10 protein-coding genes are annotated in these 15,562 nt (G+C 41.7%); 6 read left to right on the forward strand and 4 right to left on the reverse strand.

What is annotated here, in order from left to right:
- The first annotated feature begins 337 nt into the window (after positions 1 to 337).
- On the forward strand, positions 338 to 940 hold the full coding sequence (locus Q0954_RS20245) for a penicillin-binding protein activator LpoB (protein WP_299459530.1): 603 nt from the start codon (positions 338 to 340) through the stop codon (positions 938 to 940).
- Between the two features lie 159 nt (positions 941 to 1,099).
- Positions 1,100 to 2,536 (forward strand): hypothetical protein, encoded by a 1,437-nt coding sequence (locus tag Q0954_RS20250; RefSeq protein ID WP_299459533.1) that lies wholly within the window; start codon positions 1,100 to 1,102, stop codon positions 2,534 to 2,536.
- Between the two features lie 263 nt (positions 2,537 to 2,799).
- Here the strand turns inward: Q0954_RS20250 and Q0954_RS20255 are convergent, their stop codons facing one another.
- Positions 2,800 to 3,702: a T9SS type A sorting domain-containing protein gene (locus Q0954_RS20255; RefSeq protein ID WP_299459536.1), complete on the reverse strand. Its 903-nt coding sequence runs from the start codon at positions 3,700 to 3,702 to the stop codon at positions 2,800 to 2,802.
- A 704-nt stretch (positions 3,703 to 4,406) separates the two neighbouring features.
- On the opposite strand from Q0954_RS20255, the gene gcvP reads away from it, so the two are divergent.
- On the forward strand, positions 4,407 to 7,316 hold the full coding sequence (gene gcvP / locus Q0954_RS20260; RefSeq protein ID WP_299459539.1) for an aminomethyl-transferring glycine dehydrogenase: 2,910 nt from the start codon (positions 4,407 to 4,409) through the stop codon (positions 7,314 to 7,316).
- An 84-nt stretch (positions 7,317 to 7,400) separates the two neighbouring features.
- Here gcvP and Q0954_RS20265 read toward each other — a convergent pair whose 3' ends face one another.
- The 3 genes from Q0954_RS20265 to Q0954_RS20275 all read right to left on the reverse strand — a co-directional run bounded on the left by Q0954_RS20265 (position 7,401) and on the right by Q0954_RS20275 (position 12,784).
- The gene (locus tag Q0954_RS20265; protein WP_299459542.1) at positions 7,401 to 9,557 is read right to left on the reverse strand and encodes a molybdopterin oxidoreductase family protein; all 2,157 of its coding nucleotides are present in this window, start codon (positions 9,555 to 9,557) and stop codon (positions 7,401 to 7,403) included.
- Between the two features lie 201 nt (positions 9,558 to 9,758).
- Positions 9,759 to 12,176, reverse strand: coding sequence for a TonB-dependent siderophore receptor (locus Q0954_RS20270; protein WP_299459545.1), 2,418 nt, complete (start codon positions 12,174 to 12,176; stop codon positions 9,759 to 9,761).
- Between the two features lie 50 nt (positions 12,177 to 12,226).
- A complete protein-coding gene (locus Q0954_RS20275) occupies positions 12,227 to 12,784 on the reverse strand; it encodes a YfiR family protein (protein WP_299459548.1) in 558 nt (185 codons plus the stop codon).
- Between the two features lie 294 nt (positions 12,785 to 13,078).
- Here Q0954_RS20275 and Q0954_RS20280 point away from each other — a divergent pair, with 294 nt between their 5' ends.
- The 3 genes from Q0954_RS20280 (at position 13,079) to Q0954_RS20290 (ending at position 15,480) form a co-directional block, all read left to right on the forward strand.
- The gene (locus Q0954_RS20280; protein WP_299459551.1) at positions 13,079 to 14,032 is read left to right on the forward strand and encodes a hypothetical protein; all 954 of its coding nucleotides are present in this window, start codon (positions 13,079 to 13,081) and stop codon (positions 14,030 to 14,032) included.
- Positions 14,033 to 14,316: 284 nt separating this feature from the next.
- A complete protein-coding gene (locus Q0954_RS20285) occupies positions 14,317 to 14,745 on the forward strand; it encodes an NUDIX domain-containing protein (RefSeq protein WP_299459554.1) in 429 nt (142 codons plus the stop codon).
- 9 nt (positions 14,746 to 14,754) lie between these two features.
- The gene (locus Q0954_RS20290) at positions 14,755 to 15,480 is read left to right on the forward strand and encodes an SDR family oxidoreductase (RefSeq protein ID WP_299459557.1); all 726 of its coding nucleotides are present in this window, start codon (positions 14,755 to 14,757) and stop codon (positions 15,478 to 15,480) included.
- Positions 15,481 to 15,562: the final 82 nt, after the last annotated feature.

Genomic DNA, 15,562 nt, shown 5'->3' on the forward strand with positions numbered 1-15,562 from the left:
GTATTCAGTTGATAGCCCAATGCTGGTGTAGCTGACGCAGAGCATCGATATCTAAGGACTTGCAAGCTCGATTCTTTAGTGTAGGTAGATTTTATAATATACGTCAGCACTATCGACCATCGGCTATGGGCTAAAATACAACCAGAACTTTCAGCCAAACAAGGCTTAAGCAAACAGCATTGAACCATCGACCATTGACTGTGGCTTATTTTGTATAAAAAACTTTTTAATTAGTATAAATGCGTCAACTTATTGGCTAACAACGTAGTTAACCAAGTAAGTTTTGTAACGACAAAAGTCTTTTTAAAAACATAAATTCCTAAATTTTAGAGTAACCATGACAATACGCCATTTTATAACTTCTGCATCTTTTGTATTTGTTTTTGCCCTTGTTTTTTTGGCAAGCTGTACCACTAGCCAACGAGTAACCCGCATAGACCCTAACAAAACTACCGACTTAAGTGGGCGTTGGAATGATACCGATTCGCGTTTGGTGGCTGAAGCTATGTCGAGCGATGCATTGGCGGCGGCTTGGCTCACTCAATTTGCTACCAGCAAAAACAAAAAACCAGTGGTAATTGTAGGCATGATCAAGAATAAAAGCCACGAACACATCCAATCCGAAACTTTTATCAAAGACATGGAGCGTCAATTTATTAAGTCGGGCGCCATCAGAATTGTACAAAACAGTGCTTTTAGAGAAAAGATAAGAGAAGAACGCGCCGACCAACAAGAATTTGCCTCACCGTCTACTCAAAAGAAATGGGGAAAAGAATTAGGCGCCGATTTTATGGTGTTTGGCAACATCAACTCTATTGTTGACCAGGAAGGTCGTAGGAAGGTAGTGTACTATCAGATAAACCTGGAATTGGCCAACATTGAAACCAACGAACTGGTGTGGATTGGCGAAAAGAAAATCAAAAAGTATATCACAAATTAGTGATAAGCTATTAGTGACAAGCAACAAATTGATGAGTGAGTAATGACAATAGGGTTATTACTCATTTTTTATACCATGCAACCCTGCACTCGTTGGCTGCATCTTGTAAATAAGCGGCAACTCATAAGTTAAGCACATAACCAATACTCAAACACCCCCATGAAACTCTTGCAAAAATATCATCAATCGATCAAACCCCTGCTGTGGCTGGTAGTGGCAAGCCTGAGCTTAAGCTCGTGCATGTCTTATTACCAAACCCGGTATGCCTTCCACAAAAACTTTGAAAATGGCAATTTGCCTGCCGCTGAACAAGCCCTGTTAAAAGACAAAAAAGGTCCTCGCCGAAATACCAAATTGTTGTATTACCTCAACCTGGGCACAGTTAACTCCATCATGGGAAACTATGCCCGTAGCAATGAATTTTTCGAACAAGCCCACCGCATTGGCGAAAACTACCGGGTAAATTACCTCAAAGAGGCCGCTTCTTTTTTGGTAAACCCGATGGTAACCGAATACAAAGGAGAAGATTTTGAACTGTTGATGATTCATTATTACAAAGCACTTAATTTTTTGAAAATGGGCGACAAAGAAGCCGCTTTGGTAGAGTGCAAACGAATGAATATAAAACTGAATGCCTTGGGTACCAAATACAAAAATATAGAGGGTAAATATCATAAAGATGCTTTTGTGCATAATCTAATGGGCATCATCTATGAGGCAAACCACGACTACAACAATGCTTTTATTGCTTACCGCAATGCAGTAAATGTATACCAGGGTACTTATAAGAAAATGTTTGGATTGGGGGTGCCTGATCAGCTCAAAAAAGACATTATACGGGCAGCTCACCTTACCGGGTTTAAAGAAGAAAAAGCGCGTTATGAAGAGATGTTTGGGCAAAGCTACCAGCCTTTACCCAAGGGTGGCGGCGACCTGGTGTTTTTTTGGCACAATGGCTTAGGTCCTATCAAAGCAGAGTGGTCGATCAATTTTAATATTTTGCGGGGCGAAGGAGGAAATGTTACTTTTAAGAATGATCAATATGGATGGAGCTTTCCTTTTTTTATAGACAATGACCGCTACCAAAACAGTGGGCTAGAGCAAATGGAGTTTATCAGGGTTACTTTTCCCAAATATATTCTAAGATCCCCCCTGTATCAGGGAGCTACCTTACACTGGAATAACCAAACTTTTTTGCTTGAGCAAGCCGAAAATGTGAGTAAACTTGCCTTGAAAAGCCTGGAACAACGCATGCTATACGAGGTGGGCAAATCGTTGCTAAGGTTGGCGCTCAAAAAAGGCAGTGAGTATGCCTTGCGTCATCAAGATAAAAACGCGGGTGCCGCTATCTTGAGTGCCTTCAATGCGGTGACCGAAAAAGCAGATACCCGTGCCTGGCAATCAGTGCCCCATAGTATTTATTATACCAGAATACATCTGCCCGAAGGTAAACAATCGATCAAGTTTACGCCTCAATCGAGTAGCCAAAGCAAGGCGTACAATTTTAGTTTTGACATCAAACGGGGACAAACTTATTTTCATACCTTCCACTCGCTTGACACACAACCAGGTGGAATGGCTTCAGGGGTGCGGTAGTTGTAAAATAATGGTTTTATGGCTTAATCGTATTATCCAATACTTGAACTGTAAGTGTTTCTATGCTCATGAGTGGATATGTTTTGGCTGTTGTAACCACAAAGTTAACTTCCACTCTTTCTATTTAAAAATATAATCAAAAACCCTACGGAGTATTGACATAAGAAAGCCCTTCAGAAACTAAATTCCGAAAGGCCTTTGAGTTGTTTATTATACAAAAGTTAGCGTAAACTACCCTAACCTTTGCCCATATACTTTATGCATTATCGTTTTATTATACGCTTGGTTTGGGTACCTGCCGAAGTTTTAATTCTTAGGTAATAAGTCCCATTTTTTAATTCCCTCATATCTACCTTCTGGGCGTGAGTTCCTGCACTCTTTGTTTCGTTTAATACTTCTTTTATAAATTTGCCATTGGCATCTACCAACCGAATAGTTACTCTTTCGGTTTGTATCAAAGTATACTCTACCTTGCTCTCGGTACCCAATGGGTTAGGGTAAATGGTGGTGTTTTTGCCTGGCTTGGTTTTAGTAGTGGCGGCAGGATCAAATAATAAAAACCTTACAGGGTGCAGCATTTTGCGCATGCCATGCCTTCTCTTACCATGATGACCTTTGCGCTTGTGATGCCTTTTGTGCTCACCTGTTTTATGTGAGGCAGGTTTTCGTTCACCAAAATGCTTTACTCTAATGGCTTTAAGGTCTTTGTGCCATTGTTCTTGTTGCGGTTTTATTTCAGCAATTAGTTTTTCTACCGTAGTTTCATACTTATCTACGATCTGCCAGGCCGCAAATTTGGCGTTACGACGCGCTTTACGCATGGCTTTCATTTCCTGCTTTTGTGTCTCAGTCAACTGAGGACGCTCTCCTTTTTTGTGTAGCTTACGCATTTCTTTTCGATGGGCACGCATTTTTTTTCGGGCGGCTTTTTTCTGTGCCCGCAGGTCGTCTACTTTTTGGCGGTCAGCCACACTCATTACTGCATCTAGCTTTATGCGTTGGGCTTTTATTACTGGTAATACATTTTTTTGTTTGTAAGCCCTTGCTTCTGTTCGATAGGCTTTACGTTTAGCGCGTTTTTCTTCTTTGCTGAGCTGTTGCGCCCAAAGTGAGGTACTACATGCCAGCAGGACAATTAGCCAAAGTTTTTTTTGGAAAAATCTCATAGTTAAAAAGTTTTTTATTAGTTGATAAAGAATGGTTAAAAAGTAACTTGTTTTTATTTATGATTAAGGTCAATGCATTGCGCTTTGGTTCTTAGACAGGGGCGTTGAATTTTTTATTCCAAAACAGCATAAAAAAAATATTCACAAAAAGGTAATAATCTGTTAATCAGGTGCTTGTTTGTCTGAAAAAAAATACTTGCCTAATTAAACCCTCTGTCTAAAAGACAAAAAAAACAAGAAAAAAGAGGGCGCAAAATTTGATCAGGTTTGAGCCAATTTTGATGTTAATATTTAACATGTTCGGTTCGACTAGAAAATCCCAATTCTATAGTGTACTTTTGCGAAATATTCTTTGGTTCATATTATTACCATTCAATATCCCAGTGGTTTGGTGCTCAAAATTATTTGTGTTTTTGGTAAAACTTAATGCTAAACAATCAGTTAGTAAAGCGTAAAAAATAAGATGTGCCAATAAAACAAAATATTTGTTGAGTGGGCGAGTCAAAAAACCTTTGCATAGCCCAAGCTATGGAACTGTTTTTTGAGGAAGTCCACTCGGCAAAGATACCGTTTTATGGCTCATTTATGGCTCAGATTATTTTTGTAGGTTTACTTAGACGGCAAGAAAATACATAAACCCAGATAATTGATTAGGATGCATCAATCTTTGGTGTAGATTTGTGCTATTATAGAAAGAATACAGAATGAAAATAGATTTGCAATACTCCGAGAAATTCGAGCAAAGACACAATAGTTCAGCTACTGAAGATCAAATAGCTGAAATGCTCAAAACTGTAGGTGAAGCTTCAGTAGATGCTTTGATTGATAAAACAATTCCAGCGGCTATTCGTAAACAGCAGGCATTGAATTTACCAGATGCTTTGACTGAACATCGGTTTTTGGCAGAGTTTAAACAATTGGCGCAAAAAAATAAAGTATTTACCTCTTATATTGGTCAGGGGTATTACGATTGCATTGTACCCAATGTGATTTTACGCAATGTACTGGAAAACCCAGGTTGGTATACTGCTTATACTCCTTACCAAGCAGAAATAGCCCAAGGACGCCTGGAGGCCCTGATTAATTTTCAGACTACTGTAATGGACCTCACAGGAATGGAAATTGCCAACGCATCGTTGCTTGATGAAGCTACTGCAGCTGCCGAGGCAATGACGATGTTTTTTAACACTAGAAAAAAAGACAAGAAAAAAGCCAATACTTTCTTTGTTTCGGAGCTTTGTCATCCGCAAACTATAGAAGTAATAGAAACTCGCGCTACTCCGTTGGGCATTAACCTGGTAGTGGGTGATCATACCCAGGTAGACCTGACCAATGCTGATATTTATGGAGTAATGCTACAGTACCCTGCAGGCAACGGTGAGGTATACGATTACACTTCTTTTATAAGCACTGCCAAAGAATTAAATATAGCAGTTACAGTAGCAGCTGACTTACTCAGTCTTACTTTGCTCACCCCTCCGGGCGAAATGGGTGCAGATGCTGTGGTAGGTTCTGCTCAACGTTTTGGTGTACCAATGGGCTATGGTGGACCACACGCAGGTTATTTTGCTACTAAAGATCAATACAAACGACAGATTCCAGGACGAATCATTGGAGTATCTATAGACTCTGAAGGTAACAAAGCTTACCGTATGGCTTTGCAAACCCGTGAGCAACACATTCGCCGCGAAAAAGCTACTTCTAATATTTGTACTGCTCAGGTACTATTGGGAGTAATGGCAGGTGCTTATGCAGTGTATCATGGGCCTGAAGGATTGAAAAAAATTGCTCAACGAGTATACGGGCTTACTCGTTTTACTGCATTGGGTCTGGAGAAGCTCGGACTTGAGGTAGTAAATCAGCAGTACTTTGATACTTTACAAGTTGCCCTCAGCGATGAACTAAAAGCTAAAATAAAAACCATTGCCGAAGGCAAGCACATCAATTTACGCTATTATGCCACCAACCACGTAGGCATTAGCTTTGATGAAACCAAGTCGTTGGACGATGCCAAAGAGTTATTAAATGTATTTGCCGAAGCATTGGGTACCACTGTTACTTTTGCCGATGCACTTGCCCAAGAGATTGACTGGCACATTGCCGACCACCTTACCCGAAAGTCTGAGTACCTCACTCATCCAGTGTTTAACACCCACCAGTCGGAGCACTCTATGTTGCGCTACCTCAAAGAGTTAGAAAACCGCGACTTGTCTTTAGTACATTCTATGATTGCCTTGGGTTCTTGTACGATGAAACTCAATGCTACAGCAGAGATGATTCCTGTGACCTGGAGCGAGTTAGGCAGTATGCACCCGTTTGCCCCTCGTGAACAGGCTCAAGGCTATGCCCAAATGTTTAAAGAACTAGAGCAAATGCTTTGCGAAATTACTGGTTTTGCGGCAGTGTCACTACAGCCCAACTCTGGTGCACAAGGCGAATATGCTGGTCTGATGAGCATTAGAGGGTATCACTTACACAATGGCGACACCCACCGAAACATTGTATTGATTCCACAGTCGGCACATGGTACCAACCCTGCCAGTGCAGTACTTGCCGGAATGAAAGTGGTAGTAGTGAAGTGTGACGAACGTGGAAATATAGATGTGGCCGACCTGAAAGAAAAAGCTGAAAAACATAAAGAAGAGCTTTCTGCGCTTATGGTCACTTATCCATCTACTCATGGAGTATTTGAAGAGTCTATCCAAGAGATTTGTCAGGTGATTCATGACTGTGGCGGGCAAGTATATATGGACGGTGCCAATATGAATGCCCAGGTAGGTTTGACTAGCCCTGGCTTGATTGGTGCGGATGTATGTCACCTTAATTTGCACAAAACCTTCTGTATCCCTCACGGTGGAGGAGGCCCTGGTATGGGACCCATTGGTGTAGCAGCACACCTTGAGCCTTTCTTGCCTAATCACCGTACGGTGAGTGTGTCTGAGGTATCAAAAGAAACCGCGGTTTCGGCAGCTCCCTGGGGCAGCGCCAGCATTCTCACTATTTCTTATGCTTATATTAAGATGATGGGTGCGGCTGGTTTGACCAATGCTACCAAGATGGCGATTTTAAATGCCAACTATCTAAAGGTTCGTTTAGAAAACCATTATCCGGTATTGTATACAGGTACCCATGGCACTTGTGCCCATGAGTTTATTGTAGACTGTCGTGGTTTCAAACAATCGGCGGGAGTAGAAGTGGCCGATATTGCCAAGCGTTTAATGGATTATGGTTTCCACGCACCTACAGTTTCTTTTCCGGTGGCAGGTACTATGATGATAGAGCCTACCGAAAGCGAAAATAAAGCCGAACTAGACCGTTTTTGTGATGCCTTGATTAGCATTCGTGAAGAGATCAAGGAGATAGAAGAAGGCAAAGCCGAAAAAGGAAATAATGTAGTGGTGAATGCTCCTCATACCGCCAATATGGTAATCAGTGATAACTGGAACAAGCCTTATAGCCGTGAGAAAGCAGCTTATCCGTTGCCTTATCTTACTTCTGGAAAGTATTTTCCAACGGCAGCAAAAATAGACAATGCTTATGGTGACCGTAACCTGATGTGTGCTTGTATTCCGATGAGTGAATATGAAGAAGCAGCCACCGCCGAAACGGTATAAGTTAAAATAGCAATATTTAATTTCTCAATATATCAAACAAAAACCCAGGCACAGCTGTCTGGGTTTTTTTATTTGTGTGCCTGTTCATTCTACCTTTACTGGTACTCCACTAAAGGCAGCGTTGCCCGACAATTCGTCAATTAATAATTCATCGGTCAAGTCGTTGATGCTTACTCCAGGGCGTTGTTGAGCAGTTTGTAAACGAGTATCGCTATAGTGGTGTCCCCAACCATGTGGAATACTCACTACGCCGGGCATCATCTGGTCTGTAATTTCTACCTGAATGTCAATGTTGCCCACTCTAGAGCTTACTGTAGCCATTTGTCCTTGTTGCAGTCGTCTTTTTTGGGCGTCTTTTGGGTGCATGTGCATTGTGCAACGGTTGCTTCCTTTGGTAAGCCGTTCACTATTATGCATCCAAGAGTTATTGCCTCTCAATTGGCGGCGCCCAATCAGGTAGAGATCAAATTGTTGATCTGGTGCTTTTGCTTCATTCCACAATACTTTTTCTACCCTTTTCAAATCCTGTACAAACAACTCAGGAGCCAATATTATTTGTTTGTTTTTGGTATATAATCTTTTGGGGAGTGAGGGTTGCATAGGACCAAGGTCTACCCCGTGTGGTTGAGCCCTTAGTTTTTGCAAATTCAATCCATTGCCACCCTTGTGGTATTTGCTGCCGTAGCGTCCTGTGCGTAAAGCAAGGTCAAGAATGGCTTCTGGCGAAAGCCGTCCAAATAAATTTTTTTGCTGTTTTTCCTTTTCCTGGGGGGTAGAGGGTTCACCATTGAGCAAGTGGGCAAGGTCTTGTAATATTTCCCAGTCGTGTTTTGCTTCAGGAACAGGGTCAAACAAACGGGAAGAAAACTTGGCCGTATTATGCACCGCAAAAGAGTGGAATATCAAATCATAATGTTCGCTCTCCAGCCCAGTAGCGGGTGGCAAAATAATGTGGGCGTGGCGAGTGGTTTCATTCAGGTAAATATCAATGGCTACCATAAAATCCAGTTGGGCAAAAGCCTGATCTAATTGTGTGCCGTTTGGTGTAGACAGTACTGGATTGCCTGCTATAGTTACCATGGCCTTTATTTGCCCTTCGCCTTCGGTCAATATCTCTTCGGCAAGCGTGCAAACAGGTAACTCTCCTCCAAACTCTGGCAATGCTCTTACCCGGCTTTTCCAACGCCCCAGGCTACCTGTGGCGCCTATAGCGCCCAATAATCCTACTACATCTATAGCAGGCGTAGTAAACATGGCTCCCCCAGGCTGGTCAAAGTTTCCAGTCACGATATTGAGTACATTGATGAGCCACTGGCATACCCCACCAAATGCCTGAGTAGATAAGCCCATACGCCCATAAGCTACTGCAGTTTTTGCCTGGGCAAATTCGCGGGCAAGTTGGCGAATCGTTTCAGCTGAAATGCCTGTAATAGTAGCGGCTTTTATAGGAGTAAACTCTTTGACTAGCTCAGGAATGATTGCTTGGTGGGTGACTATGTTTGTCAGTTTGCCCAAATTGGTCAGGTTTTCGTCATAAATCACATGTAGCAAAGCAAGCAAAAAAACTGCGTCAGTGCCAGGACGAATAAAGTGGTGTTCAGAAGCTTTAGTGGCGGTTTCGGTTTTGCGAGGATCTATTACCACTGCCTTGCCACCACGTGTTTGTAAGGCTCGCAGGCGTTGCCCAAAACCTGGGGCTGTCATAAGACTGCCGTTAGATACCAATGGGTTGGCACCCATGATGAGCATGTAATCTGTACGGCTTATGTCAGGAATGGGGGTAAGTAGCGAGTGCCCAAACATACCCCACGAGGCAAGGTGGTGGGGGAGTTGGTCGACCGAAGTAGCCGAGAAATTATTTTTGGTTTTGATGCTGCGCGAAAAATGAGCCCCGTATAACTGTCCACCCAGATTATGCACATTAGGGTTACCCTTGTAAATGCCTACCGCGTTTTTACCGTGTGTGTGTTGTATGCGCTTGATATTTTGCACCACTTCGGCGTAAGCCTCATCCCAACTTATTTCTATCCAACCTTCAGAAGTTCGTTTCATTGGTTGTTTAAGGCGGTCAGGGTCTTCGTGCACGTCTTTGAGGCCGTAAGCCTTGGGGCAGATATGCCCAGCACTGAGCGGATCTTTTTTGTCGCCTTTGATGCTGACAACGGTATTATCTTCTACTGTAATTTCTACCCCACACATGGCTTCGCATAGATGGCAGGTTCGGTAATGAGTTTGTGGCATTAGTCTAAGAGATTGGAATGATTGAAGGCTTAATTTGCATAATTCTTAGGGGATGTTCAAGTTTTTAGTATAAAAATACTAGAACTTAGATTCATTGATGCACCGTTTTGCAAAAAAAGTACTTTAAAACAAAAAACGACCCACCACAAATTCTTGTGCCAAGTCGTTTTTTGATGCTTGTAGCTAATCGCTGGTGACTGCCTAAAACTTCAACCTCAATCCACCCGAAACCCTTAAAGGGTTCTGAGGCGCGCCAAAAGCAAACTCTCCACTGCTGCCCACTGTACCTGTATCAGGTGCTGCACCTACCACTATATTGCGGTAGCGAGCATCGGTAAGGTTGTCTACATTGACAAAGAAACGCACCAGGTGACTAAATTGATAGCCCAAGTTGAGATTCAACACCGTATAACCATCTAATGTCTGACGAATGTTGGCATCATTTGCCGTTACATTGGGCACCCTTTGTTCGTTGTAGTACTGCGCCCTTACCCCAAGAAACAAACGCCCCAGGGTAAAATCAAAGCCAGTTTTGAGGCTCAATGGAGCAATGTAAGCAATTTGTATGGCATCCTGAGGACCACCTGCGTCTGGATCTACGCTACCATCTATCAACGAGGCTGCTATGTATGCTCTGACCTGACCAGAAATAGGATTGCCCCGCAAAAGCATGCCAAAGTCTTTGAAATAATCGAGTTGAAGTGTACCTCCGTAAATGGTCTGCCTTCCTTCGTTTACCCTTACCTCAATAGTGCTTACTGGCCAGCCCAGGTATTCGCCACCAAATCGAGATATTTCAGGGCGGTTGGCATCAGTAGAGGTAGTAAATAAGTTGTCAGCAACAGAGTGGTGCCCGGTTACGCTTACACTAAACGATTCGGATAAGTAAGTCTTTAAATGAAGTTCTGATGATTTGATCGTTTGAGGCTGTAGTTTTGGATTGGGTAAGCGAAAAAAGCTTGAACTAAATGTAGAGCCCCCATCAGCCGTGCTAAACGAACCAAACTGTTCATAAGCCTGTAAAGGCGAAGGAGCCAAATAAGCCCAACCGTGCATGGCTTTTACAGTTGTTTTGGGGGCAGGCTGCCACACCACACCAAATCTTGGGTTAACCACAGGGTCGTAACGGGTGTTGTAGTCATACCTACCCCCCAGGGTAAGCAATAAAGGATACTTTTCTATGGGGGAATACTCTACCTGTAAAAAACCACCTACATTGGCGTACCTCAATTGATCGATTTGTACAGGCAAACCAGCAGGACGGTTAGCTGTCATAGTGCCTGCAAATACCCCACTAGGATCAAAAAAGTTAAAACTAGGTTTTTCCATATCATGCCCTTTCGGGTAAGAAAAAAAGTTTTCGTAAGTAGCTCCACCTATGACCGACAATTGATCATTGGCCGACCATTGTATCAATTGTTCTACCTTGTACATACGCCCATAAGCAAACTTATAAGTGCGTTGCATATTGGTAAACAAGTTTTGAAACCCCGATTCTGGCTGGAAATCATAACGACTTGCTATCAACATAGAGGTACTGGTAAGTTTGCCAAACTTTTTCTCGTACACTGCACTTCCTACTGTAATGCGATTGGTAGCAAAAGCAGAGGCATTGTATAAGCCATTGTCAGGAGTTTGGGCGGTGGCGGTAGGAGTTTTTGATTGGTTTCTAAACCCACTGATGCGTAGGTCGCCTATTTGAACAGCGGCATGAATGGCATACGTGCTTAAGGGCATTTGGTATTCAGGGTGAAGTCCATCGGTGCTAATAGTGCGCGTGCCAAATGCAGTATTAAATACCCCAGTTCTGAGCGATTCTAACCCGTCAAACTCTCCATTGCGGTTATAAAAATTGCTTAGGTTGGGCTGTTGATCGTAGCTGTAATGTCCCGAAAGGGTAAAACTTATTTTATCATTTAGCTTTTTGCCTATGGTAAGCCCTCCGTTGTATTGTCCATACATACCAGTTGCCAACAATGCCTCGGCTCCATTGATGTCCTCCGCTTTTTTGGTAATAATGTTGATTACCCCTGCAAAAGCATCCGCCCCGTATAAGGCAGACGCAGGTCCGTATACAACCTCTATTTGTTTGGCAAGATGCACCGGATAGTTGGCAAGTAGTGGTACTCGTTCGTTGGTAGGCGATGATATTCTAATACCATCCATCAATATGATAAACTTACTCATTCCTTCGAGTCCACGCATAGTGGCTATATTGAAGGCCTCTTGGGTAGCCCCAAACTCTAGCTTAAAATCAGGTAAATCTTTGAGCACATCCCAAATAGAAATATACCCTCTTTTGAGAATCAAATCGTCGCTAATGGTGATAACAGTTGCTGGCACCCGGTCAGATTTCTGGGTTTTTACCCGGTCGCTGGTTTGAATATCGACATTGAGTACTTGATCCAGGTATTTTTTTAAGTCAGCATCATCAAACTGAAGGTTAATTAGGTCTTCGAGTTCCATCGCTGCCAAAATCTTAAGTACACTATCTTTAGGCATCTTTTTGAGCTCGTCTTGAGTGTACACTTTTTTAGTTTGTGCCTGCCCTTGTTGGCTCAAAGCCAGACAAAAGGCGATGCAGGCAATACAAAAAGTCTTGAAGTAAAATTTATTCATTACTGTGAGATGTTTTCAGAGATAGTAGAGATTGGTTTTGGAAAGTAAATTTATTCGGTTGCATTCTGGTGTGTGGGGGTATTGACGGCAAGGGTGAGTATTTTGTCGTTTTTCACTGTCAGACCAAAGTGATTGATTTGAGGAGGGTTAATTTCGTAACGCATCTTACGGTTTTTTACCACAAAATTAATACAACTTCCCTTGCCTATAAAGCCTTCTTTTTCGGTGACAATGAGGGTAGAGTGTCCGTTGGTTTTTCTGATCACCCTACGAATGTTATTGGTGCTGTTGGCACTCACAAACAAAATATCACAATCTTTGATTTGAGAAATAGAGGGAAACCTTTTTACTACGATGGTGCTACCATTAGAAGCTATTTTGCGGCCTGAGAGCGTGCGCGAAATGGTGCGACTGGTATATTGGCTACCCAAAACACCTACTACAAAGCGATCATTGTCTTGTTTGGGCCATTCGATATACTTAGTAAAATTGAGGATATAAAAAGCCTGAAAACGATAGTTTTTGGTTTGGGCGTGTGCCTGAGTAGCTGTCATTACCCATAACAACAAAAAAGCAATCGTCGGATATGATAATTTATTATGTAACATAGTTTTAAAAACAATGTAAATGAGGGTGTTTTGGCAATCAGCACTAGAGTAGATGTCTGTTTGCCGAAATACCTTAAATTGTTATTTTAGTCAACCTTTACCTTTATGATTATTAGCTAAATACCAATATAGTTTTTTTGAATACTAACTACAAACCTACTCAAAATCATATTTATAGCAAATAACGAGGGCTTTATAAAGGTGGTTGTTTTATTTCGGGTTAAATCATTATATTGCTTGCCATTCTAATGTACTGAAAACCATATTTTTTAAATATTTCACTTTATACGAACAATGCATAGCCCAAAGAAAACTACTCATTATTTATCTAAACAATTTTTTCTGACAAGTGTGCTTGCTTGCTTGTGTGCTTTTGGAGCTCAAGCCCAACATGGAAAAATAACAGAAGGCAAAGACCCTTTTACCAAAATGAATAGTTTTTTTCGAAAATCTTATGCCAAAACCCGCCAAAAACTAATAGAACAGCATGCCCCAGTCATTGCGTTTGTAAACGGAGGTTTATTGTTTGTACGTAAAGGAGCCAAACCTCGTTGGGAAAACATCACTCCTGCGTTGTATACCGAACTCAAAACTGTCTCACATGTTCCACTTGCCTTATATGTAATATTGGGGCTTGAAAAAGAGGGAGTACTCTCGACAGGAAAACTACAAGAGCTCAAAGATTTTATGGGGTTGATGACTGCCGCCCGCAAAACCCTTAAAAAACGTTCATTTGTCAATACACAGCAGCTACAAGATCAGTTTACCCAGATAGATTTGGGTTTGGCATTGGCCGATAAATGTTTGCGTACCAATAAGCTGATTCATAGCGAGCTACAAGAGTTTCTGAAAAAGAGCCAAGCTTTAATTCAACGCAATGTGTTGGCTGCCATTGCTGCTCAAATAGATGTAGCCCACACATTTACCAAAGAGTTTTATTCTACCTTAGACAGCCAGGAAAAAAAGCAGTTAATAGTGCTGGTGTCAGGCCCTAAAGCAGCTCGTAAAGACCACGCCATTACCCAGTATTTTGCTAAAGTATTGAATGTAAAAGGAGAAGGTGCCCGTATCTTGTACACCGAAAGTGTGTTTTCCCGCAAAGGAGTGCTAAACATTTTAGGAACATTTCTGTTAGATACTCAGGTTGGAATTTCTTTCTTCAATGACAAGTGGCGTATGCACCGTGACTTGTTGAGCGATGCAGGCAGATACTACATAAGCACCCTCTCGTTCGAAGATTTTAGATAAATCATACAGTTAAACATTATAGCTTGTGTAAGTTGTCGTTGTCATGGCTAAAAGTACTTTTTAGTTTGGGCGATGACACTTAGTAAAACAGAAAAACTGATGTGCTCCAGGTAAATAAAATACTTGATTGCTGAGCGATAAAACAATTAGTAATATAGCTTTGGCTATGATCATCCTTTACAGGGTGAGACTTTTGAAGAATTGCATCAGTCATTAGGTTTGGCGGAGTAGGTGAGTTTTGTAGTTTTGCTTAAACAAGTTTCAAAAAAAACAGCATCAGACAAATGTCAGAACAGACATACCCTATCACGACAGTAGGAGCTACCATCTTTAATCAAGATAATCAAGTGTTACTTATCAAAACCCATAAATGGAACCACAAGTATGGATTGCCAGGCGGAAAGATAGAAGTAGGCGAAGCCAGCAAGCAGGCGCTTATCAGGGAGGTTAAAGAAGAAACTAATCTCGATATTTTTGATATCGAATTTATACTGGCTCAGGATATTATTTTTTCTGAGGAGTTTTATAAACCCAAGCATTTTATTTTTTTAAACTACCGTTGCCAAACCAACAATGCCCCCAACGATGTAGTACTCAATGAAGAGGCACAAAGCTATGTATGGGTATTGCCCGAAAAAGCCTTGCAAATGGATTTGAACCATCCAACCAAATTGTTGATAGAAGAAGTGATAAAGTTTGCAAACCCTCAATAGATTTTCCTTATGGATAAACAGGTAGCATTGATCACCGGAAGCGCCAAAGGTTTGGGTAAAGCAATAGCAACCCATTTGGTTGACTCAGGCTATGCCGTCGTCATTCATTATAATAGAAGTAAAACCCAAGCCAAAGAGTTTCAGCAGCAAATTACCCAACAGGGAGGTACCGCTATGGTGCTACAAGCAGATGTAACTAATCCTACTTCAGTAGAAGCTATGTTTTGGCAAATAGAGTCTACTTGGGGGCGCCTCGATTTGCTGGTAAATAATGTGGGAAATTATATTAAAAAAAACATCATTGACATTACTGTCAACGAATGGCTCGCGATGTTTGACTCTAACTTGCACAGTGCTTTTTATTGTATACATTATGCATTGCCTCTTATGCAAAAAACAGTAGCTGAGCATACCAAGCATATTGTAAATATAGGGTATGCATCGTTGGGGCAGTCTACTGCCAAGCCCGAAGTAACTCCTTATTATATAGCCAAAAATGGCTTATTAACCTTGACCAAGTCTTTGGCAGGTGAGTTAAGTAAACAAGGGGTAAATATCAATATGTTGTCGCCAGGGGTGCTCGAAAACAGTGATAGTAAACCAATACAGGAAATACCTAAAGGCAGGGTGGCTACTTTTGACGAATTTACCCATGTACTCGACATGTTGTTATCGCCTAAGGGACATTACCTTACGGGAATAAATATAGAAATAGCCGGAGGTTGGAAACTTTGATTTTTTGTAACTAATCAGTTGCTTGCTTGATTTTGTTTTTTTGCATTTGCGATTAAGAATTTGTTCGGATGTTATTTGTTTT

The sequence above is a fragment of the uncultured Microscilla sp. genome, from assembly GCF_947493425.1.
Taxonomy (GTDB): Bacteria; Bacteroidota; Bacteroidia; order Cytophagales; family Microscillaceae; genus Microscilla.